This is a genomic window from Mobilisporobacter senegalensis (assembly GCF_003752155.1).
GTDB lineage: Bacteria > Bacillota > Clostridia > Lachnospirales > Lachnospiraceae > Mobilisporobacter > Mobilisporobacter senegalensis.
The window spans coordinates 18,716-40,490 of record NZ_RJVG01000010.1 but is presented as its reverse complement, the minus strand read 5'-3'; the positions used below and the strand labels follow the sequence as shown (position 1 = coordinate 40,490).

24 protein-coding genes and 1 tRNA gene are annotated in these 21,775 nt (G+C 34.5%); 24 read left to right on the top strand and 1 reads right to left on the bottom strand.

Annotation, left to right across the window (positions count from 1 at the left end; genetic code table 11):
- The 6 genes from EDD66_RS14505 (at position 1) to EDD66_RS14485 (ending at position 5,897) form a co-directional block, all read left to right on the top strand.
- Positions 1–1,770 (top strand): V-type ATP synthase subunit A, encoded by a 1,770-nt coding sequence (locus EDD66_RS14505; protein WP_123610383.1) that lies wholly within the window; start codon positions 1–3, stop codon positions 1,768–1,770.
- Positions 1,770–3,140 carry a V-type ATP synthase subunit B gene (locus EDD66_RS14500; RefSeq protein WP_123610303.1) on the top strand — a complete coding sequence of 457 codons (1,371 nt, stop codon included), beginning with the start codon at positions 1,770–1,772 and terminating at the stop codon, positions 3,138–3,140. The genes EDD66_RS14505 and EDD66_RS14500 overlap by 1 nt, the downstream gene beginning before the upstream one ends.
- Positions 3,141–3,264: 124 nt before the next feature.
- Positions 3,265–3,942, top strand: a complete 678-nt coding sequence (locus tag EDD66_RS14495) for a V-type ATP synthase subunit D (protein WP_123610302.1) — start codon at positions 3,265–3,267, stop codon at positions 3,940–3,942.
- A gap of 248 nt (positions 3,943–4,190) precedes the next feature.
- Positions 4,191–4,961, top strand: coding sequence for a YwmB family TATA-box binding protein (locus EDD66_RS14490; RefSeq protein WP_123610301.1), 771 nt, complete (start codon positions 4,191–4,193; stop codon positions 4,959–4,961).
- Between the two features lie 233 nt (positions 4,962–5,194).
- Positions 5,195–5,371 carry a hypothetical protein gene (locus EDD66_RS18505; RefSeq protein ID WP_170164374.1) on the top strand — a complete coding sequence of 59 codons (177 nt, stop codon included), beginning with the start codon at positions 5,195–5,197 and terminating at the stop codon, positions 5,369–5,371.
- A gap of 1 nt (position 5,372) precedes the next feature.
- The gene (locus EDD66_RS14485) at positions 5,373–5,897 is read left to right on the top strand and encodes a GNAT family N-acetyltransferase (protein ID WP_170164373.1); all 525 of its coding nucleotides are present in this window, start codon (positions 5,373–5,375) and stop codon (positions 5,895–5,897) included.
- 193 nt (positions 5,898–6,090) lie between these two features.
- On the opposite strand, the gene EDD66_RS14480 is transcribed toward EDD66_RS14485, so the two are convergent.
- A complete protein-coding gene (locus EDD66_RS14480) occupies positions 6,091–7,599 on the bottom strand; it encodes a DUF1846 domain-containing protein (protein ID WP_123610299.1) in 1,509 nt (502 codons plus the stop codon).
- 192 nt (positions 7,600–7,791) lie between these two features.
- Between EDD66_RS14480 and EDD66_RS14475 the strand changes: the two genes are divergently transcribed.
- From EDD66_RS14475 to EDD66_RS14390, 18 genes are all read left to right on the top strand, one after another.
- On the top strand, positions 7,792–8,568 hold the full coding sequence (locus tag EDD66_RS14475) for an ABC transporter ATP-binding protein (protein ID WP_123610298.1): 777 nt from the start codon (positions 7,792–7,794) through the stop codon (positions 8,566–8,568).
- Position 8,569: 1 nt separating this feature from the next.
- Entirely contained in the window at positions 8,570–9,790 is a 1,221-nt protein-coding gene (locus tag EDD66_RS14470) for an ABC transporter permease (protein WP_170164372.1), read from the top strand.
- 13 nt (positions 9,791–9,803) lie between these two features.
- Positions 9,804–10,532 (top strand): tRNA pseudouridine(38-40) synthase TruA, encoded by a 729-nt coding sequence (gene truA, locus EDD66_RS14465; RefSeq protein WP_243115380.1) that lies wholly within the window; start codon positions 9,804–9,806, stop codon positions 10,530–10,532.
- A gap of 163 nt (positions 10,533–10,695) precedes the next feature.
- A complete protein-coding gene (gene spoVT, locus EDD66_RS14460) occupies positions 10,696–11,244 on the top strand; it encodes a stage V sporulation protein T (RefSeq protein WP_123610295.1) in 549 nt (182 codons plus the stop codon).
- Between the two features lie 301 nt (positions 11,245–11,545).
- Positions 11,546–13,621, top strand: a complete 2,076-nt coding sequence (locus EDD66_RS14455) for an NAD(P)/FAD-dependent oxidoreductase (protein WP_123610294.1) — start codon at positions 11,546–11,548, stop codon at positions 13,619–13,621.
- A gap of 13 nt (positions 13,622–13,634) precedes the next feature.
- Positions 13,635–14,591 carry a polyprenyl synthetase family protein gene (locus EDD66_RS14450; RefSeq protein ID WP_243115379.1) on the top strand — a complete coding sequence of 319 codons (957 nt, stop codon included), beginning with the start codon at positions 13,635–13,637 and terminating at the stop codon, positions 14,589–14,591.
- A gap of 67 nt (positions 14,592–14,658) precedes the next feature.
- Positions 14,659–15,561, top strand: coding sequence for a UbiA family prenyltransferase (locus EDD66_RS14445; protein ID WP_123610292.1), 903 nt, complete (start codon positions 14,659–14,661; stop codon positions 15,559–15,561).
- Between the two features lie 14 nt (positions 15,562–15,575).
- Positions 15,576–15,968, top strand: coding sequence for a NusG domain II-containing protein (locus EDD66_RS14440; protein ID WP_123610291.1), 393 nt, complete (start codon positions 15,576–15,578; stop codon positions 15,966–15,968).
- 11 nt (positions 15,969–15,979) lie between these two features.
- On the top strand, positions 15,980–16,525 hold the full coding sequence (locus tag EDD66_RS14435; protein WP_243115378.1) for a Gx transporter family protein: 546 nt from the start codon (positions 15,980–15,982) through the stop codon (positions 16,523–16,525).
- 28 nt (positions 16,526–16,553) lie between these two features.
- Complete coding sequence (locus EDD66_RS14430) at positions 16,554–17,639, top strand: hypothetical protein (protein WP_123610290.1); 1,086 nt, start codon at positions 16,554–16,556, stop codon at positions 17,637–17,639.
- Between the two features lie 60 nt (positions 17,640–17,699).
- Positions 17,700–18,752, top strand: coding sequence for an FAD:protein FMN transferase (locus EDD66_RS14425; RefSeq protein ID WP_330511276.1), 1,053 nt, complete (start codon positions 17,700–17,702; stop codon positions 18,750–18,752).
- A gap of 61 nt (positions 18,753–18,813) precedes the next feature.
- Entirely contained in the window at positions 18,814–19,608 is a 795-nt protein-coding gene (gene mazG, locus EDD66_RS14420; protein ID WP_123610288.1) for a nucleoside triphosphate pyrophosphohydrolase, read from the top strand.
- A 55-nt stretch (positions 19,609–19,663) separates the two neighbouring features.
- Positions 19,664–19,939, top strand: coding sequence for an HU family DNA-binding protein (locus EDD66_RS14415; RefSeq protein ID WP_123610287.1), 276 nt, complete (start codon positions 19,664–19,666; stop codon positions 19,937–19,939).
- Positions 19,940–20,003: 64 nt separating this feature from the next.
- The gene (locus EDD66_RS14410) at positions 20,004–20,243 is read left to right on the top strand and encodes an RNA-binding S4 domain-containing protein (protein WP_123610286.1); all 240 of its coding nucleotides are present in this window, start codon (positions 20,004–20,006) and stop codon (positions 20,241–20,243) included.
- A gap of 102 nt (positions 20,244–20,345) precedes the next feature.
- Complete coding sequence (yabP, locus tag EDD66_RS14405) at positions 20,346–20,633, top strand: sporulation protein YabP (protein ID WP_123610285.1); 288 nt, start codon at positions 20,346–20,348, stop codon at positions 20,631–20,633.
- A gap of 9 nt (positions 20,634–20,642) precedes the next feature.
- Positions 20,643–21,143, top strand: a complete 501-nt coding sequence (gene yabQ / locus EDD66_RS14400) for a spore cortex biosynthesis protein YabQ (RefSeq protein ID WP_123610284.1) — start codon at positions 20,643–20,645, stop codon at positions 21,141–21,143.
- Positions 21,144–21,179: 36 nt separating this feature from the next.
- Positions 21,180–21,473, top strand: coding sequence for an FtsB family cell division protein (locus EDD66_RS14395; RefSeq protein WP_123610283.1), 294 nt, complete (start codon positions 21,180–21,182; stop codon positions 21,471–21,473).
- Positions 21,474–21,562: 89 nt separating this feature from the next.
- Positions 21,563–21,636, top strand: a tRNA-Met gene (locus tag EDD66_RS14390).
- The last annotated feature ends 139 nt before the right edge of the window (positions 21,637–21,775 follow it).

Sequence of the window (21,775 nt, the reverse complement as noted above, 5' to 3'; positions counted from 1 at the left end):
ATGAGTAAAGGGACTATTAAAAAAGTTGCCGGGCCGTTAGTTATAGCTGAAGGAATGCGTGATGCCAACATGTTTGATGTTGTTCGCGTTAGTGATCAGCGCTTAATTGGCGAAATAATTGAAATTCATGGTGATAAAGCTTCTGTTCAGGTATACGAAGAGACTTCGGGACTTGGACCCGGAGAACCCGTGGAATCTACCGGCGCTCCACTTAGTGTGGAACTTGGACCTGGTCTGATTGGAAGTATCTTTGACGGAATCCAGCGTCCACTTGAAGAGATAATGAATGCCACCGGCAGCAATTTAACTCGTGGTGTTGAAATTCCATCCTTAAAGCGTGATACGAAATGGCACTTTGTACCCAATGTAAAAGACGGGGATATTGTTGAGAGCGGAGATATCATCGGAGAGGTATTAGAAACTGAAATTGTTAGACATAAGATTATGATACCATATGGTATTAAAGGTACAATCACATCCATCAACGAAGGCGATTTTACTATTGAGGAAACGATTGGTGTAGTCACGGGACAGGATGGTACTACAAAAAATATTACAATGATGCAGAAATGGCCAGTTCGTGTTGGACGACCATATAAAGAAAAATTATCACCAGATATGCCGTTAATTACAGGGCAACGTGTTATTGATACACTTTTCCCTATTGCAAAAGGTGGTGTAGCTGCAGTTCCAGGTCCTTTTGGAAGTGGTAAAACCGTAGTTCAGCATCAGCTGGCAAAATGGGCGGAATCTGATATTGTGGTTTATATAGGTTGCGGTGAACGTGGCAATGAGATGACGGATGTATTAAATGAATTTCCAGAATTGAAGGATCCTAAGACCGGACATTCACTGATGGAGCGAACTGTCTTAATTGCCAATACATCAGATATGCCCGTTGCAGCACGTGAAGCTTCTATCTATGTGGGAATTACAATAGCAGAATACTTCCGTGATATGGGTTATTCTGTCGCATTAATGGCAGACTCCACATCACGTTGGGCAGAGGCACTTAGAGAAATGTCTGGACGTTTGGAAGAAATGCCAGGTGAAGAAGGATATCCCGCATATCTGGGAAGCCGTTTGGCACAGTTTTATGAACGGGCTGGAAGAGTAATATCCCTTGGTGCAGATGGGAGAGAAGGTGCTTTATCTGTAATTGGTGCGGTATCACCTCCTGGTGGTGATATCTCTGAACCAGTATCACAGGCAACTCTTCGTATTGTTAAAGTATTCTGGGGGCTTGATTCCAATCTTGCTTATAGAAGACATTTTCCTGCAATCAACTGGTTAACTAGTTATTCTTTATATGTAGATAATATGAGTAATTGGTTCAATAATAATGTAAAAGATAATTGGATGGATTTACGTTTAAGGATCATGCATTTATTACATGATGAATCAGAGTTGGATGAGATTGTTAAATTAGTTGGTATGGACGCTTTATCTTCAAGTGACCGATTGAAATTAGAAGCAGCAAGATCAATTCGTGAAGACTTTTTGCATCAAGATGCCTTCCATGAAGTGGATACGTATACTGATTTGGAAAAACAACATAAAATGATGGAATTAGTATTAAATTTCTATGATATTTCATCCAAAGCATTACCTAAGGGAGTAACAGTAGATGAACTTGTAAAATTACCGGTTCGTGAAAGAATTGGTCGTTTTAAATATGTACAGAATGATAAAACACAAAAAGAATTTCAGGATATCATTGATAGTTTGCATCGTGAAATTGAAGCATTGTCACAAAAGGAGGACTCTTAATGCCAAAAGAATATAGAACCATTCAAGAGGTAGCCGGTCCTCTTATGTTAGTACAAGGTGTAGAGGGAATTGCTTATAATGAACTGGGAGAGATTGAATTAGTAAATGGCGAGAAACGTCGTTGCAAAGTATTAGAAATTGATGGTGGAAATGCCCTTGTTCAATTATTTGAAAGTTCAACCGGTATTAATTTATCCAATAGTAAAGTCCGTTTCCTGGGACGTAGTATGGAACTGGGTGTTTCGGATGACATGCTAAGCCGCGTATTTGATGGACTTGGACGACCAATTGATAAGGGACCGGAAATTCTTCCGGAAAGCCGTATGGATATCAATGGCCTGCCTATGAATCCGGCAGCAAGAAATTATCCTCAAGAATTTATTCAAACAGGGGTATCAGCAATTGACGGACTAAATACATTAGTTCGTGGTCAAAAGTTACCTATCTTTTCAGCCAGTGGACTTCCACATGCCCAGTTAGCAGCCCAAATTGCCAGACAGGCAAAAGTACGTGGAACCGATGAACCGTTTGCAGTTGTATTTGCCGCAATGGGTATCACCTTTGAAGAAGCCAATTTCTTTACAGAAAGTTTTAAAGAAACAGGCGCCATCGATCGTACCGTTATGTTTATTAACCTGGCGAATGATCCGGCAGTAGAACGTATTGCCACACCTCGTATGGCGCTTACTGCTGCAGAATATCTTGCATTTGAGAAAGATATGCATGTACTTGTTATCTTGACAGATATCACGAACTATGCAGATTCCCTTCGTGAAGTATCAGCTGCACGTAAAGAAGTTCCAGGACGTCGTGGATATCCTGGGTATATGTATACTGACTTGGCTTCTTTATATGAGAGAGCAGGACGTAAAAAAGGAAAAGCGGGCAGTATTACAATGATACCGATCCTAACCATGCCTGAGGATGATAAAACACATCCAATTCCTGATTTAACTGGTTATATTACGGAAGGTCAGATTATCCTAAGCCGTGAATTGTATCGTCAGAATGTAACCCCTCCAATTGATGTATTACCGTCTCTTTCCCGTCTGAAAGACAAAGGTATTGGAGAAGGAAAAACTCGTGCAGATCATGCCAATACAATGAATCAGCTTTTTGCAGCCTATGCCAGAGGTAAAGAGGCAAAAGAATTAATGGTAGTATTAGGAGAGGCAGCTCTTACTGATATTGATAAATTATATGCAAAATTTGCAGACTCTTTTGAACAGCATTATGTATCACAAGGATACAATGCAAATCGTGACATTGAAGAGACACTGGATTTAGGATGGGAGCTTCTTTCTATCTTGCCAAGAGCGGAACTTAAGAGAATCAAAGATGAGTTCTTAGATCAATACTATGGTAAGTAAGCAGCTATAGATTAAGGGATTGCGAAACTCCTAACGGCAGTCTAAGAACACGGGAACATCAATAGACACCAAAAAGAGTTTTGTTATTACCTAAATACTTAGATAATAGAAAGGGGGACTATCCTTGGCTAAGACTCATGTAAATCCCACCCGTATGGAGCTTACCAGGCTTAAGAAAAAGTTGGTAACTGCTATACGTGGGCATAAATTACTTAAGGATAAACGTGATGAATTGATGCGTCAATTTCTTGAATTAGTCCGTGAGAATAAGGCCCTTCGTGAAAAAGTTGAAGCAGGAATTCAGGCAGCAAATAAGAATTTTGTATTAGCAAGAGCCAGTATGCAGGATGAAATCTTAAATGTTGCATTAATGGCACCAAAACAGGAAGTTTATCTTGAGATGGATAAACGAAATGTTATGAGTGTTGATATTCCAATTTTTAATTATAAGACGAGAACTCCGGATGCCAATGATATATACTCTTATGGGTATGCTTTTACTTCAAGTGATTTAGACGGAGCAGTAAAATCATTAGCAGATCTTCTCCCAGATATGCTCAGATTAGCAGAGTGCGAGAAATCCTGTCAACTGATGGCTGCAGAGATTGAGAAAACCAGACGTCGCGTAAATGCTCTTGAGCACGTTATGATTCCGGAAATGAGAGAAAATATAAAATATATTGTTATGAAGCTGGATGAAAATGAACGTAGTACCCAGATTCGCCTCATGAAAGTAAAAGATATGATGCTGGAACAGGCGCATCATTATAGTGAACGGGTAAATTCATCAAGTGAAGTTTAATTCAGATGTGGATTGAACTGCAATACAATCTAGATTGAAAACCTGCATATATGATGGATGTCATATATGCAGGTTTTTTATATTATTTATGTATAGAGTAATGCTCCCGGTTGTGGATGAAATATTGTCATAATATAAAAATTGTGGATAAATTTATGAATATCTAAAATATTTTTGGGAACAATCCTAAAAAAGATATAAAAAATAGCAATTGTTGTATTTGGAATTATCTTAGGAGGAGAACTCATATGAAAAGAAATCATAAATTTAAAATGACTTTATATATAATAGCAGTTCTTTGGGTCGCCTTTCTGGCTCAGGTTGCTGTCCATTTTTTAATACAGGATGATGGCAGAATAATAGAGGCGTTTGCGAACACAAATTCCAATGTTGTGGAAAGTAAAGTTGAGGTAGCCGCAGATTACGGAAGCAGATATCTAAATCATGAAGATAAAGAAAAGCTGATAAGATACCTTGCTTCAAGCATAGGAATTAATACGGATTATGAAATAGAGCAAAAGAAAGGCTCAAAATCTTTAGAATATAAGGCCGAGAAGAAGTCAAGAAATGGTGAAGTCTGTATTGAATTAATCAGTATTGAAAAAGAGACGGAGCATGGAACCAGGGAAATTAAACATTATATTTTAGTTAATTTAGGAATCTATGAAAATAGCAATAGTATTATTGAATATAAAGAAATTATAGAAGACGCCATGAAAGAGCTTAATGTTTTGGATTACCAGAGCATCGTCAGATTTAATGGTGTATATAATGGAAGATTGACATTAGATGAAAAAATTCAGATAACAAATGAGTTATTCCAAAATCTTGAGGCGAAAGTGATTAGTGAAAGCCGAGAAGATGATTTATTCATTGTATACGGATATACCGGTTTAATTAAAGAATATATAGAAACCAATGGTAATAAAGTTAACATTAATGTTGTTATCACCTATAATGAGCAAGCAGACAAGACCAATATCTATCTTGCCTCTCCTATTCTGAATGAAGATTATTAATGTTCTTGAGGATTGCCAGAAGATTTGATAACCTTGACGGGTCTGATATTGAAGATATGAATCTGGATCAATATTGGACCTGCAAGGTTTTTTTGTCGTGAGGAATAATAAATAGGGCAAAATCCTAGCTGTATTATTGGAGGATTGTATTCACATTTGATGTGTTGTATAATATTGTAAACAAATTAGAACTATAATACAATAAAAAACAAAGGATAAAAAGGAGAATTAAAATGGATGATTTTGCACAGGGTTTTGCCAGGTTACTACCATTTATCATAGGAGGGGTTATTTACTTTCTTATAACTGCCGGTGCCGTTAAAATCGGTGTTAAGGAAGCATTATATGAGGTAAAAGAAGATATTATAAAAGAATTCAAATTAAGGGACAATAGTAAAAATGATAAATAAAATGAAAAATATAGAAATAAGAGTAGGGAGAAATGGCCAGGACTCAAAATCAGCCAGCTTTATATATGCAATGAGCTGGAAACAAGCATTTAGAGGTATATTTAGTGAAAAGTTATTAGAAAGTATACATACTGGTTTCTGGATTGATACCTTTAATCATAACCATAAGACGAAGAAATTTGATATTGCTATCATAAGTGATAATGGAAAGGATTTTGGAGCTTGTGGATACGGCTATTCCAGGGATTATAACAGCCAGGATTATGGGGAAATTACCTCAATCTATCTATTGGAGGAGTATTGGGGCAAAGAATATGGAAAATTATTAGTGGAGTTCATGATAAATCAATTGAAAGAAAAAGGTTGTTCGAAAATTCATCTATGGGTGATAGAAGAAAATAAAAGAGCCAGAAGATTTTATGAAAAATATGGACTTGTTCCCAGTGGGAATAAGAAACAGCTGGAATTTAAAGGTGAAGTGGTAAATGAATTAGAATATGTATATCAGGAATCAGGAGGACATTAATTACAACGAAACCTAATTTGCATAAATATGTACATAGAAGGGAATGACATAATAGGATAGAAAAACTCGGATTAGTTTTTGTGTCAGTTAAGGATTTGAATGCTTCTAATGATAATCCTTAAGACGATAGCAAACCTAATCAGAGTTTTCTATTCGCTAATAAACCTGGGGCAAAGCGTCATACCCAGAAAACTTATACATAATACAAATTTTCAGAAGGATACACAGGGTCACAGGTAACATCAATACCAAGCTTTTTTAAAGTCTGTTCATCATCTTTATTAAGCATTACCGTAGAATGAGCCTGAGCCCCTTTAAGCCCGGATAATTTTTCAAAAGCAAGCTGGGCAGTTGGATTGGTTACTGCACAGATACTTAAAGCAATTAAGATTTCATTTGCATTAAGGGCAATGATCTTATTATGAAGATCATTTTCCTTAAGATTTTGAATAGTTTCTAGAATCACTGGAGAGAGTAAATAAATTTCATCTGAAATATTAGCCAGTGTTTTAATGGAATTTAATATGGCAGCAGAACAGGAATCCATAAGTGAAGAGGCTCTTCCTGTAATTACTTTTCCATTAGGCAATTGAAATGCAATCACTGAGGCTACATCATTATTTTTTGAGGTTTCTCTTAATTTTTCAGCATATTCTCTTGCCGGAATTACAGGAATACGATCTTCTTTTTTTAATTCAAGCTCTTCCATAATTAATTTCATACGGTTGAGAATTTCTTCGTCTACAAGACCCTTTTTAAAATCACATTCTGTGGTAAAACATCTACGGATAATTTCCTGTTTAGAGGCTTCTTTAATCACATCGTCATTGGTAATACCAAAGCCAACACGATTCACACCCATATCAGTAGGTGACTGATATACAGATTCTTTGCCTGTAATTTTCTCGATAATTCTTTTTATGACAGGAAACATCTCAAGGTCACGGTTATAATTTACGGCAACTTCATTGTATTCTTCAAAATGAAAATAATCCATCATATTTACATCTTTTAAGTCAACCGTAGCTGCTTCATAGGCAATATTAAGAGGGTGTTTTAAAGGAACATTCCATACAGGGAATGTCTCAAATTTAGAATATCCCGTTATCTTACCTTTGCGATATTCATGATATAGCTGGTTTAAGCAGGTTGCAAGTTTACCGCTTCCGGGCCCTGGAGCTGTAACTACCACAATCGGTTTAGAAGTTGGTATGTACGGATTCTTTCCATAACCATCTTCGCTAACAATGGTATCAATGTCTGAAGGATATCCTGCAATGGCTGAATGTGTATAAACTTTAATATCTCTTCTCTCTAGTTTGTTAATGAAGACTTTGGTAGCCGGCTGGTCATTATAACGCGTGATTACTACACTATTTACTTCCAAATCATAGCTTCTTAAATCATCAATTAAACGTAATACATCCATGTCATAGGTGATACCAAAATCACCACGAATTTTGTTTCGTTCAATATCCCCGGCATAAACACATATAATAATTTCGGTGTTATCTTTAAGCTTTTGAAGAAGTTTAATTTTTGCGTCTTCATCAAATCCTGGGAGAACTCTTTTAGCATGCTTATCCCCAATTAGCTTTCCGCCGAACTCTAAATATAATTTGTCATAATTGTTAACACGTTCAAGAATAAATTTTGACTGTTCATCAATGTACTTTTTGGGATCAAAACCGACGTTCATCATTAGATTACCTCTTTGTAATATTTTTTAACTAACTTCATGAATTATAGCATAATCCTCTATTAATGAAAAGATGGTATTCTAATCAAAAATTAATTTGAAAAACTTGTATATCTATGATATTTTATTAATACACTGGGAAATTTTTGAAAAACAAATAGTTTGAGTATAATATTTTATTATAGGAGGAAAATCATGATAGAAATTAGCAACCTTACTAAAATATATAAACTATCATCAAAGCAGATGAAAGAATTAAAAACAAAGAAAAATATAAAAAGAGCAGTAGAGAATGTGAGTATTGTCGCAAATAGTGGTGAGATATACGGACTGCTTGGTCCAAATGGAGCAGGAAAAACTACCACGCTCCGATGTATTGCAACACTATTAAAACCAACAAATGGAACCATTAAAGTAAGCGGTTTTGACACAGTTAAGAACTCAGAACAAGTGAGAGAAAATATCGGTTTTTTAACCAACGAAATAAAATTAGATCCTCAATTTTCACCAGAGTATCTGTTCCACTTTTTCGGGAAACTCCATGGTGTGGAAGATAAAATTATAGAAGAAAGACAGGAAAAACTTTTTTCTTACTTTGAAATAAATGATTTTAAAGACAAAAAAATTGATGAATTGTCTACTGGTATGAAGCAAAAAGCGGCCATAGCCGTAAGTCTGGTCCATAATCCTGAAGTAATTATTTTTGATGAACCAACAAATGGATTAGATATTGTAACTGCCCGCAGCGTGATAGATTATCTAAAGCAATTAAGAGAGGAAGGAAAACTTATAATTATATCAACTCATATTATGTCAGAAGCAGAAAAGATCTGTGACAGGATCGGAATTATTATTAATGGCCAAAAAGTAGCAGATGGAACACTTGGTGAGATTTTGACAAAAACCAATTCCAAAGATTTAGAAGATGCATTCTTTGAATTATATAAGGAATATAATAAGGAGGAGGTGTAATATGAAAACTATAAATTTAATCATTAAAAAAGAATTAACAAGAGTTTTTGCAGATAAAAAATTAGTAGTAAGCCTGTTTGTTCTGCCTGTAGTTCTAATCATTGGAATCTATACACTAATAGGGCAGATGCAAAAAGCGATGCTGAATGATATTGAAAAACATACTCCGATCATATATATACAAAATGAACCGGAAGGGTTTTCTGATTATATTAAGACAACGGGATTTGATGCAGAGATTACCGGAATAAAAGCGGATGATAGTCTTTTGGATTATAAGCAAAAGGTAATGGAAGGGACAATTGATACGATTGTCATTTTTGAGGAAGGATTTCTTGATAAAATCATAAATTATAAAGAAGGGGATCTTATTCCAGAAGTAAAAACTTATTATAATCCATCAGAAGATTATTCGAATAAAGCAAGGAATCAATTTGTTGAGACAGTACTTTTGACATATCAAAAGCAGCTTTTAAGTGGCAGGATCGGAAATCTAAATAATATATTAGTATTTAACATTGATCTAAATCCAGAAGAGTCTGTTATTATAGATGAAGAAAAGGCCACCGGTAAATTTCTGGGCATGCTGTTACCTTATTTTATAACTATGATGTTGTTTGCAGGGGCTATGAGTCTTGGTGTGGATGCCATCACAGGAGAAAAAGAACGTGGAACTTTAGCCAGTATGTTAATTACCCCAATTAAAAGAAGTGAAATAGTTATGGGTAAATTATTATCATTGACCATACTTTCTTGTATGTCCGCTGCCGTTTATGCCATATCTATGGTTATTATCATGCCAATGATGTTAGAAAATCTGTCCGGGGGAGAAACAGAAGGAGTTGTACTTACCTTTAGCAGTATTCAGATAGCTCAATTATTAGTAATTATGCTTGTACTGGTATTTTTATATGTTTCAATTGTTTCATTGGTAGCAGTCTTTGCAAAAACAGCCAAAGAGGCAAATACTTATGTATCTCCTATGTATATTTTGGTAATCGTTGCAGGAATGATAACAATGTTTCAAAAGGGAGATGCCGGACTTTTCTATCATGCTATCCCTATCTACGGCAGTGCAGTTGCAATACAAAAATTATTAATAGGTGAATTGCCTGTTATGGCATTTTTAACAACCATCGGCTCTACAATTGTGGCGGCAGGTTTATTAGTATTTATTATAACGAAAGCATTTCATAGTGAAAAGGTAATGTTTAATGCTTAGCAGAAATATAAAAATGACAATTATGTATGATGGCTCTGGATATTCAGGTTGGCAAAGACTTGGTAAGAAGGCAGTGAAAGAATCAATCCAGGGATGTATTGAGGAATCTTTAAGTAGTATTTTGAATGAGAAAGTTAAAATCATTGGGGCAAGCAGAACGGACCAGGGCGTTCATGCATATGGAATGGCCGCCAATTTTCATACTAAGACAATGATCGATCTGGAGGAGATAAAAAAAGAGCTGAATGGAAATCTAAAAGATGATATACGAATATTAAAAATAGAAGAAGTAAATAATAACTTTCATAGCAGATATAGTGCGAGATGCAAAACATATATTTATAAAATAGACAATAGAGATAAAGGAAGTGTTTTTCATAGGAAATATACTCACCATCATCAAGGTCAGTTAGACATAAAAAATATGCAGACAGCTGCCAATTATCTAATCGGAAAACATGATTTTAAAGGATTTTCATCTCAAATGAATGATAATAGAACGACCATAAGGGAAATTTATTCACTTACAATATCAAGAGAAGGACAAAACATCATAATTACAATTAAGGGAAATGGGTTTTTATATAATATGGTGAGAATTATATCAGGAACCCTGATAGAAGTAGGTGAAGGGAAAATGAAACCAAAAGAAATCAGAAAAATATTAGATACGAAAGACAGAAGCCTTGCAGGTCCCAAAGCAGAATTCCAAGGTCTGACATTAAAAGAGATTGAGTATTAACTCAATTAATTTGTTTAAAAATATAAAAATATGAAGATTTACGAATAAATTCCTCCAATTTACAAATAATAATAAACATAACAACAGATAGAAAATGTGAAATATCTTTTAATCACTTTGATGAAATGATAATAAACAAATGTAAAATGGAGGAGTTCATACTATGAAGGCAACAGGAATTGTAAGAAGAATAGATGATTTAGGACGTGTTGTAATACCTAAGGAGATACGAAGGACATTAAGAATACGTGAAGGGGATCCACTTGAAATTTTTACAGATCGTGAAGGTCAGATAATACTTAAAAAATACTCGCCTATTGGTGAATTAAGCCAGTTTGCGAAACAATATACAGATTCATTAGCACAAACTACTGGACATATTGTGTGTATTGCAGATAGAGATCAGTTAGTCTCAGTATCCGGAAGTTCAAAGAAAGATCTGGTGGGCAAAGCTATAAGTAAAGAATTAGAAACTGCTATTAATGAGAGAGAAAGTATATTAGCAGCTTCAACGGATAAAAGCTATATCAAAATAACTGGTGAGGATGATACTAAATACTATTACGAAGTAATTAGTCCAATAATCAGTGAAGGTGATGCAATTGGAGCTGTAATCATTTTAGGGAAAGAAGAAAAAACAAAGTTTGGAGATCTGGAAGTAAAACTTGCAGCTTCTGCTTCAGGATTTTTAGGCAGGCAGATGGAGCAATAATAAAATAAAGAGGTGGTGGTATGGTCATATTATTGATGATATCACTACTTTTTTTTGAAGTGTTCATCATTCTAAAAATGGGCAAAGATGGAATAAATGTAATAAATTAATATCCTGTTTTATCAAAATCAGTATTCAAATTAATAAGGATATGTTATAATTGATTCATGAAAAAAGTTCTGTCCAATATTGTTTTGAAAAAAAAACATACTAAAAAGATAGGAGTTTGGTTGTTTATATATTGACGAACTTAGTCGAATTTGTTAAAATGCAGTAGTAAAAATCTATTAAGGAGATTAAAATGGAAAAGAGAATTGTAATTGTGGGTGCTGGCTATTCTGGTATTTTGACAGCAAAAAAACTAGCTAAAAAAATCAAAAAGTTAAAAAAACAAAATGATATTAGCGTTACTATTATTGACAAGAATCCATTTCATACTATGCTTACTGAACTTCATGAAGTTGCAGCAAATCGTGTAGATGAAGATAGCATTAAAATAAGCTTGAATAAAGTGTTTGCAGGTAGAAAAGTTGATGTGAAACTTGATACTGTGACATCTATCGATTTTGCTAATAAAACAGTAATCGGAGAGAATGAATCTTACAAATACGACTATATTGTTTTATCCGCAGGTTCTAAACCGACTTTCTTTGGAGTGCCTGGTGCAGAAGAATTTTCATTCAAGCTATGGTCTTATGAAGACTCAGTTGTATTAAAAGACCATATTCAGAACATATTTAGAAAAGCTGCTTGCGAACCAAAAGCAGAGGTCAGAAAGAAATTATTATCTTTCTATGTAGTAGGAGCAGGATTTACCGGTGTAGAGATGGTCGGTGAATTGGCGGAGTACGTTCCTTTTCTTTGTGAAAAATATGACATTAATAAAAAAGAAGTTACAATGTTTAATGTGGATGGCTTAAGCAGGCCAATCCCAAATCTTCCAGAAAAACTTTCTAATAAAGTTTCAAGACGTCTTGAGAAGATGGGTGTTAAATTAATCCTTAATGCTATGGTTAGTGGTGTAGGTAGTGACTTTATTGAATATAAACAAAATGATAAAACTATACGCGGTACTGCTGGAACAGTAATTTGGGCGGCTGGTATTCAAAGCGCCGATGTTACACAGGAGGCAGGCAAAACTCTTGAATTAACAAGAGGGGGACGTATCCAGGTAGATACATATCTTCGTTCTGTAAAAGATGAGAGTGTATATATTACTGGTGATAATATGTATTATGTGCCAGAAGGAGAAGAACGTCCGGTTCCACAGATGGTAGAAAACTGTGAACAAAGTGCTCATACAGCTGCACATAATATTATTTGTGCAATTACAGGACAAGGACATATGGAAGTTTATAAACCGGCTTTCCATGGTGTAATGGTATGTATCGGTGGACGTTACGGAGTTGCCCATGTAGGTCTTCCTAACTTTATGTTCAGCTTACCATCATTCCTGGCAATGTTTGCAAAACACTTTATTAATATAGTATATTTTATCCAGGTACTTGGATGGAATAAAATTTTCAGCTACTTAAAACATGAATTCTTTACAATTAGAAACTGCAGAAGTTTTGTAGGCGGACATTTTTCAAATAGAACACCTAGCTTCCTGTTAATGCCTTTAAGAGTCTGGCTTGGTGCTGTCTGGGTATTTGAAGGAATCTTAAAGATTGTTGAAGGCTGGTTTACTGATCCGAAACTGACAGGTTTCTTTGGTGGAGCCGATGCCTGGTATAACAGTATTCTTGGTATCGCAACAGCATCTACAGATGCAGCAACAGCAGCAACAGGTGCAGTAGAAACAACAGCTGCAGTGGCAGATGCAACAAGTGCAGCAACAGGCGCGGCAGCAGCACCAGTGGCAGATGCGGTAACAGCAGCAACAGGTGCTGTAGGAGAAGCAGTTGGTGAAGCAGCAAAAGCAATTGGTGAAGTGCTCATTAACTTTGACTTTTTAGGCTTGTTTAAGATGATCTTAATTAGTGGTAAAGATTTAGCAGAATCCAAAATTGGAGATTATGCATTTAAACTTGACGTACCTCTAATGAACTGGTTTGTAGACAGTTTTATTTTGCCTAATGATAATATTCAGCTTGCAATGCAGATATTTATTGTAGTAGCAGAGATTTTAGTAGGTCTTGCATTAATCGGAGGTTTATTCAACACTCCAGCATCAGCGTTCTCATTAGTATTACAATTCATGTTTGTTTGTACAACAGGTTTATACCTGAATACATTTTGGATGATATTTGCTTCTATTGCCGTATTAATCGGTGGAGGCAGAACTTTAGGATTGGATTATTATGCAATGCCTAAACTTAAGAATTTATGGAAGAAACTACCAATCGTAAGAAAGTTGTATATTTATAATGACTAATAAGACTTTAAATTTGAATAAAAATGAATGTATAACATATGATAAGGCTATTCAACTTGTAAAGGATGAAGTGGATAATATATTATCCACTTCACCACTCATAATACGTGGATATACAAAACATTTAACTAATTCAAGAGGAAAATTTATCCGTGCAATGTCTGTGATTATGTGTGCAGAAAAGGAAGATGGAAATATCCATCCGGATGCAATTAAAATTGCAGCAGCAATTGAGATTCTCCATCTTGCAACTCTTGTTCATGACGATGTAATAGACAACGCAGACCTTAGAAGAGGTGAAATTACCTTACAAAAAAAGTATGGTAAAAGAACAGCTGTTATCTGCGGAGATTATTTATTATGCACAGCCCTTAGATTAACCACATCTATTGAAAATGCAGGAGATTATTTAAAACTTAATATGCCTGATTATATGGGAAAAGTTTGCCTTGGCGAATTGAATCAACATATAAATAATACAAATCTTAACTTATCTGTATATCAATATCTTAAAATAATTTCTGGAAAGACGGCAGCACTTTTTGAAGCATCTTTCTATGCAGGAGCTTTATTTTTAGAGAATCAAAAAACAGATTTAAATAAATATAGACAATTAGGATTCTATATTGGAATGATATTTCAATTAACAGATGATTGTATTGACTTTGAAAATACAAGAGATGAGGCTTTAAAACCAGTGCAGTCGGACTATGAGCAAGGCGTAATTACATTACCTTTGATTCATGCTTTAAAAAATCTTGGTGGGTTTAAAGATAAGGCAAAGCAGGAAGGTGTCACCAGAGAAGAGATCAATGAAGCTGTTAAAAAAACAGGCGGTCTTGACTTTACCCGTATTATGGTTCAAAAATATCATAATAAATCCATGAAATTAATTACTCAATTAGATGCTCATGATATCAAAAAAGATAAGTTGATTTTAATACTTAATAAGGCAGCTAGACTTGCTTAAGCTAGTATTTAGATAAGCGTAATAGGCTATATATAGCAAAAGCAGTATAATATATAAGGTGATCATTGTGATAAATAGATTTTTAAATTATGTTGAGATTAAGACTAAGATAACCAGCACTTTTACTGCTCTTTTGACAATATCATTTCTTTTGTATAAAAAGCAGGCGATTCACTGGAAATTAACATTGATATTTTTAATGTCCATGTTTCTGTTTGACTTAACTACTACAGCTATTAACAATTATATTGACACGAAAGACAATGGTCAGAGGTTACAATTCAGAAGAAGTACAGCACTTATCATAATTTATATTTTACTTGGCTTAAGTATGGCTCTTGGCCTGTATCTGGCGTATCTTACTGATATAGTTATACTATTAATAGGTGGAATTTGTTTTCTTTGTGGTATCTTTTACACATATGGCCCGGTGCCGATTTCAAGGCAGCCTCTTGGAGAAATCTTATCAGGTTTCTTTTATGGTCTGCTCATACCATTTATAATTATGTATATAAATATGCCAAGAGGTTACTTTCTGCTCTTAGACATTAAATTAGAGACAATTGCTTTGGAATTAAATACACTTCCGTTTATAAGATTGATATTATTTGGAATCACCCCATTTTGTACAACAGCGAATATCATGCTGGCAAATAATATATGTGATTTAGAAAAAGATATTCTTGTAAAGAGGCACACTCTTCCTTATTATATAGGCAGGAAGTCATTATATCTCTTTGCAGGACTTTATTACTTGACTTATATAGCAACAGTTGTTATGGTTATTTTTGGGGTTTTATCCCCGGTAACTTTACTATCCCTATTTACTATATTTTTAGTTCAAAAAAATATTAGTAAATTCTTTAAACAACAGGACAAAGGAAGTACCTTTATTTTAGCAATAAAGAACTTTATCCTGATTATGGGTACGAATACCATAATGATATTTATTAGCGCATTGATTGCCTAATATGAGAGGTTGAAATGAAATTTTTTAAAAAATCCGATTTTATTATTATAACGGTGATTCTGTTTTTGGCTCTTGGTTTGTCAATTTTTTATCGAAGCTCCAACCGTGATAAATCAGCAGTTGCAGAGATTTATTATAATTCAGAATTAGTAGAAACCGTAGATTTGAAAGCTGGAGTTGATAGGACTTTCACAATTCCACAGGAAAAACATGTAATTATACATCAATTTAAAGATGGATCCATACGTTTTGAAGAATCTAACTGTCCGGATAAAGTATGTATCAGGGCTGGGAAATTAAGCATTGTTGGTGAGAGTGCTGCCTGTTTACCGAATAAAATCACGATGAAAATAGTACCTAAGGATGAGTATAGTGATGATGATGTGGACATCATAGTAGGGAAATAGAAAGGTCTATTATGGGCAACAAGAATATGGAAGACAAATCATTGATTAATATAAATAGAACAAAAGGATTAGTATTAACGGGATTGTTATTTGCAATTGCCATAGTACTATCAATTATAGAAAATTCACTTCCATCCATTGTGATTGGAGTCAGTGGGGTGAAGCTTGGATTATCCAATATTGCAGTTATGTATACCCTGTTTTTCCTAACAAAACAGCAGGCATTTATTGTGGCTATATTAAAATCCTCATTTGTTTTTATGACAAGAGGTGTAATTGCAGGGGCATTAAGTTTATCAGGAGGAATTCTCTCACTTATTGTTATGATAATACTTATGCTGATTTTCAAAAAGAAGATATCATATTTGATTATTAGTATTTTTGGAGCTGTTTTTCACAATGTTGGACAGTTATTCGCAGTATCATTAATATTTACGTCAATTTATATATGGGCGTATCTGCCTGTTCTTTTATTTGCAGGTGTGTTAGCGGGAATCGCAACAAGTACATTACTTAAGTTTATTCTACCGGCTTTTGAAAAGCTTGGTTTGAAATAAAAAAAAGAAAAAAATGGAGGAAAAAGTAATGAAAAAAGTATTAGCACTATTATTATGCTCAACTTTAGTAGTTTCAATGTTCACTGCATGTGGAAAAACTAAAGAAGCAGAAAAAGAGGAAGTAAAACAAGAAGAAACAACTGAAGTAGCAGAGGAAACAACTGAAGAAGTTGCTGAAACAACTGAAGGTGCTGCAAAAACTGGTTTAGCTGTTATCACAAGCATTGGAAAATCAAAAGATGCTGCTGAAGAAGATGGTTTAGCTCAAGCAGATTCAGTAGTAGTAGCAGTTCTAGTTGGGGAAGACGGTAAAATCTTAGATTGTGCTCTTGATACTGCACAAACAAAAATCAACTTCTCTAAAGAAGGTAAGATTACAACAGATTTAGCAACTGTATTTAAAGCAAAACAAGATCTTGGCGATGAATATGGTATGAAAAAAGCTTCATCTATTGGAAAAGAATGGTTTGAACAAGCAAATGCTTTAACTGCATATGCTGTTGGCAAAACTGTTGATGAACTTAAAGGTATTGCTGTAAATGAAGAAGGTGTTCCAACAGATGCTGACTTAGCTTCTTCTGTAACAGTTCATATTACAGATTATGTTGCTGCAATTGAAAAAGCTGTTGCGAATGCAAAAGATTTAGGTGCAAAAGCTGGAGACAAACTTGGTCTTGGCGTTTCTACTACAATTGCAAAATCTACTGACGCTGCTGAAGAAGATGGTTTAGCTCAAGCTTACTCAAGCTATGTAGCAATCACTCAAGGCGCTGATGGTAAAATCACAAGCTGTGCAATCGACGCTTCTCAAAGCAACATTAACTTCTCTAAAGAAGGTAAAGTTACTACAGATTTAGCAGCAGCTGAACTTAAAACAAAACAAGAACTTGGTGAAGCTTATGGCATGAAAAAAGCTTCTGGTATTGGTAAAGAATGGTTTGAACAAGCAGATGCATTTGCTCAATATGTTACAGGTAAAACTGTAGATGAAGTTAAAGGTATTGCTTTAACTGAAGGTGCTCCTGCAGATGCAGATTTAGCAAGCTCTGTAACAGTTCATGTAACTGATTATATGTCATTAATTGAATTAGCTGCAGCTCATATCGCTAAATAATATAATTTTAATAATAGGGGGGGTAGTTTACTACCCCTCCTATTTTTTGAGGTGAATCAATTGAAAAACAGGATAATAGGAATCATATTACTTATAACTCTAATTTTTAATACAACTGCCTGCAGTAAGCCTGAGCCGGAACTAAAGCGTTATGAGGCTGAATTTTTAAATTTATTTGATACAGTGACGCAAATTAAGGGATATACCAAAAGTAAGGAAGAGTTCTCTGAGTTTGCACAACTAATATATGATAATCTGAAAAGGTATCATGAACTTTATGATATCTATAACAATTATGAAGGAATTAATAATATAAAAACAATTAATGATAATGCAGGTATTAAGCCTGTTAAGGTTGATCAGGAGATCATCGATCTGCTGAAACTTGCAAAAGAAACTTATGAACTTACGGATGGTAAAATGAACGTCGCATTTGGCTCAGTTTTAGAAGTTTGGCATGAATACCGTACAGAGGGTATTGAAGACCCGGAAAATGCCTCTGTGCCTCCATTAGACCTGTTAAAAGAGAAAGCAAAACATATAGACATTAATAAAATGATCATAAATGAAAAAGATTCCACGGTATATCTTGAAGACCCGGAAATGAGCCTTGATGTAGGAGGTATCGGAAAAGGGTATGCCACAGAAATGGTGAGTCAGATTGCTATTAAAAATGGGTACAAAGATGGAATGATAAGTGTGGGAGGAAATGTCCGTACCTTTGGAAGCAAAGGTGATAAAAAGGAAGCATGGAATGTAGGAATACAAAATCCGGATATGGACAGTGAGAATAAGAATCTTTATATTTTAAGCATAAAAGATATGTCATTGGTAACAAGCGGAGATTATCAAAGATATTATACGGTAGATGGTAAGAAATATCATCATATCATAGATCCAAATACCTTGATGCCATCTGATTATTTCACAGCTGTGACTATTGTATGTGAAAATTCGGGAATGGCAGATGCTCTGACTAAGGCAATATATAATATGCCTTATGAAGAGGGGTTAAAATTTATAGAAAAGTTTCCAGACACAGAAGCTTTATGGATATTTAAGGACGGAACAATGAAATATAGTTCCCATTTTGATGATTATATTAAAAAGTAGTTGAAGTTACGATAATAACTGTGAAATAAAGCTGGATTTTGCCTGGGCTGGAGGAGAAAATATGATAAGACCTTCTAACAAAGAAACAAATCAATATAGCTTTGAAGAATTTATGGAAATAATACATGTCCTACGTAGTGAAAACGGGTGTCCGTGGGATAGGGAACAGACGCATGAATCTCTGAAATCATGTCTGATAGAGGAATGTTATGAAACTGTAGAAGCGATTAATAATGTGGATAAGGAAAATTTATGTGAAGAATTAGGTGATATACTTCTGCAAGTTGCACTTCATTCAGTAATAGCAGAAGAATCCGGGGATTTTGAAATGAATGACATTATTGATGGCATTAGTAAGAAAATGATTCACAGACATCCACATGTCTTTGGAGATGCAATTGTAAATAGTTCAGGTGAAGTGCTCAAAAATTGGGAAGATATTAAGAAAGAGGAAAAGAAAGAAGTAACTGTTTCCCAGTCAATGGAAAAGGTCCCAAAGGCTCTTCCGGCATTAATTAGAGCTGCAAAAGTTCAAGGACATGCTAAAAATGCGGGATTTGATTTTGTAGATTATGAAGATGCTCTAAATAAAGTATATGAAGAAATTAATGAACTTAATCTGGCTAGAAAAGTAGGAGATAAGTCCCAGATTGAGAAGGAATTTGGTGATTTATTGTTCTCAGTTGTGAATTTATCAAGGTTTTTACAAGAAAATGCAGAAAATTCCTTGACAAATGCCACAGATAAGTTTATAAATAGATTTGTAGATGTTGAACGGCTTGTATTAAGGGAAGGTAAGCATCTATGTGATATGTCCATAGATGAGCTTAAAGCTCTGTGGGGACAAGTGAAATAGCTATGTATGTTATTTTACAAAAAAAATACAAATAGTTTAGAGGAGGAGTTTATCCATGAACAAAGCAGAATTAGTTGCAGCAATTGCAGAAAAAACAGAATTATCAAAGAAAGATTCAGAAAAAGCTTTAAAAGCATTCATCGATGTTGTTACAGATGAATTAAAAAAAGGTGAAAAAATCCAATTAGTTGGTTTTGGAACTTTTGAAGTTTCTCAAAGAGCAGCTAGAGAAGGAAGAAATCCACAAACTGGAAAATCTATGACTATAGCAGCTTCTAAAGCTCCAAAGTTCAAAGCTGGAAAAGCATTAAAAGATGTTATTAATGCATAGTTAAAAAAGATTTAAAAGAGTTGCTGAATAAGCAACTCTTTTTTGGCATAGAAAGGATTTATATATGAGACTGGATAAATTTTTAAAAGTATCAAGATTAATTAAAAGAAGAACCATAGCAAATGCAGCATGTGACGCAGGAAGAGTAATGATCAATGAAAAGATAGCAAAAGCATCGGCCAATGTGGTGGCAGGGGATATTATTGAGATTCAATTTGGAAATAAATCTGTTAAGGTTGAGGTTCTTGACGTTGTGGAAACCACAAAGAAAGATGAAGCCAAAGAATTATATAAATATATTTAAGTAAATGCTTGTTTGTCATAAATGAGACCATGGAATAATATACTTTAAGGAGAAACTTATCCCATTTTGGAGTAGGATTTTAATCTTAAGGAGGCTATTCTTATGGAAGATAAACAACAACTACAAAGAGGACATAAAGTCAATCTATCGAGTAGAAAAGAAGCGGTAATAACCGGTGTGAATGATGTATTATCCTTTGATGCAAGAGAAGTACTGCTGGAAACAGAACAAGGGATACTAATGCTTAGAGGAGATGAACTTCACGTTAACAGACTTACTTTAGAAAAAGGTGAGGTTGATATTGACGGAAGGATTGATAGTTTAACTTATTCTGATGGTGGCGGATATTCAAAATCCGGTGAATCGCTATTAGGAAGGTTATTTAAGTAGAGGTTAAATATGAGTGACTCAATTGTCCTTGAAGTTCAATTTTTTCTGGTTTCAATATTAAGTGGAGCAATTCTTCTAGTCGTTTATGATATTATAAGGATATTTCGGCGGATCATCAGACATTCAAAGTTCTTAGTAGCCATTGAAGATATATTGTTCTGGGTAGTGAGCAGCGTATTTATATTTATAATGATGTATAGACAAAATAATGGCAATATCAGAGGCTTTTCGATTTTAGGCATGGTAATTGGGATGCTTATTTATAATCAGCTTTTAAGCAGCATAGTTGTAAATGTTTCTGCTACTATCATCAATAAGATTATATGGGTTATTAAAAAGATAATAATGCTGATCCTGTTTCCTTTTCGAAAAGTATTAGGCTTTATCTTCAGGTACGTTGGACGTTTTCTGCGTTTTTTAAAGAAGAAATTAAGAAAATTACGAATCAATATCTTAAAAATATTGAAAAAATTCCTAAAAACAGTTAAAATAGCAGTTACAAAGGATTAATTGTTGTCAATGAAGGGTAAGGAATAAGGTGATATCATGAGAAAAGGAAAACATAAGAAAAGGCGTACTGGAATTGGGTTAATCGTTATTGTAGTCTTATTAATATGTAGTATAGTATCATTTAAAAGATTTAGCCTTGACTCCGAGAGAAAAGAAAGCAATAAGAGACTAAGCGAAGTAAAAGCTGCTATTAAAGAGGAACAGGAAAGAACCAAAGAGATAGAAGATTATAAGGCGTATGTACAAACTAAGAAATATATTGAGGAAGTTGCGAGAGAAAAACTTGGACTAGTTTATGAAGATGAGATTATTTTTAAATCAGAAGACTAGTGTTGTAAGAGGTCTTTTGACCTTAATTTAAGGAAGTAAAAGTGCTTGACAAGCCCTAAAAAAGAAGTTATAATGTAATTCGTCGGTCTGGCGGAGTAGCTCAGTTGGCTAGAGCACACGGTTCATACCCGTGGTGTCGGGGGTTCAAATCCCTTCTCCGCTATTCCATTTAAAACCTGCATTTATGAGGAATCATAAGTGCAGGTTTTTTTGCGAACCGGCACAAGAAATAATGACTTATTATAGAAATCTGCTGCTGATTTCTATTAAATTCAGATGTTACATAAACCGTACACAAATAA

Coding starts and splice junctions, on each gene's coding strand:
- EDD66_RS14410 (WP_123610286.1), top strand. CDS start 20,004: ATGAGACTGGATAAATTTTTAAAAGTATCAAGATTAATTAAAAGAAGA.
- mazG (WP_123610288.1), top strand. CDS start 18,814: ATGATAAGACCTTCTAACAAAGAAACAAATCAATATAGCTTTGAAGAA.
- EDD66_RS14455 (WP_123610294.1), top strand. CDS start 11,546: ATGGAAAAGAGAATTGTAATTGTGGGTGCTGGCTATTCTGGTATTTTG.
- EDD66_RS14415 (WP_123610287.1), top strand. CDS start 19,664: ATGAACAAAGCAGAATTAGTTGCAGCAATTGCAGAAAAAACAGAATTA.
- EDD66_RS14480 (WP_123610299.1), bottom strand. CDS start 7,599: ATGATGAACGTCGGTTTTGATCCCAAAAAGTACATTGATGAACAGTCA.
- EDD66_RS14500 (WP_123610303.1), top strand. CDS start 1,770: ATGCCAAAAGAATATAGAACCATTCAAGAGGTAGCCGGTCCTCTTATG.
- EDD66_RS14435 (WP_243115378.1), top strand. CDS start 15,980: ATGGGCAACAAGAATATGGAAGACAAATCATTGATTAATATAAATAGA.
- EDD66_RS18505 (WP_170164374.1), top strand. CDS start 5,195: ATGGATGATTTTGCACAGGGTTTTGCCAGGTTACTACCATTTATCATA.
- EDD66_RS14395 (WP_123610283.1), top strand. CDS start 21,180: ATGAGAAAAGGAAAACATAAGAAAAGGCGTACTGGAATTGGGTTAATC.
- truA (WP_243115380.1), top strand. CDS start 9,804: ATGACAATTATGTATGATGGCTCTGGATATTCAGGTTGGCAAAGACTT.
- yabQ (WP_123610284.1), top strand. CDS start 20,643: ATGAGTGACTCAATTGTCCTTGAAGTTCAATTTTTTCTGGTTTCAATA.
- EDD66_RS14470 (WP_170164372.1), top strand. CDS start 8,570: ATGAAAACTATAAATTTAATCATTAAAAAAGAATTAACAAGAGTTTTT.
- EDD66_RS14485 (WP_170164373.1), top strand. CDS start 5,373: ATGAAAAATATAGAAATAAGAGTAGGGAGAAATGGCCAGGACTCAAAA.
- EDD66_RS14475 (WP_123610298.1), top strand. CDS start 7,792: ATGATAGAAATTAGCAACCTTACTAAAATATATAAACTATCATCAAAG.
- EDD66_RS14430 (WP_123610290.1), top strand. CDS start 16,554: ATGAAAAAAGTATTAGCACTATTATTATGCTCAACTTTAGTAGTTTCA.
- EDD66_RS14505 (WP_123610383.1), top strand. CDS start 1: ATGAGTAAAGGGACTATTAAAAAAGTTGCCGGGCCGTTAGTTATAGCT.
- spoVT (WP_123610295.1), top strand. CDS start 10,696: ATGAAGGCAACAGGAATTGTAAGAAGAATAGATGATTTAGGACGTGTT.
- EDD66_RS14440 (WP_123610291.1), top strand. CDS start 15,576: ATGAAATTTTTTAAAAAATCCGATTTTATTATTATAACGGTGATTCTG.
- yabP (WP_123610285.1), top strand. CDS start 20,346: ATGGAAGATAAACAACAACTACAAAGAGGACATAAAGTCAATCTATCG.
- EDD66_RS14490 (WP_123610301.1), top strand. CDS start 4,191: ATGAAAAGAAATCATAAATTTAAAATGACTTTATATATAATAGCAGTT.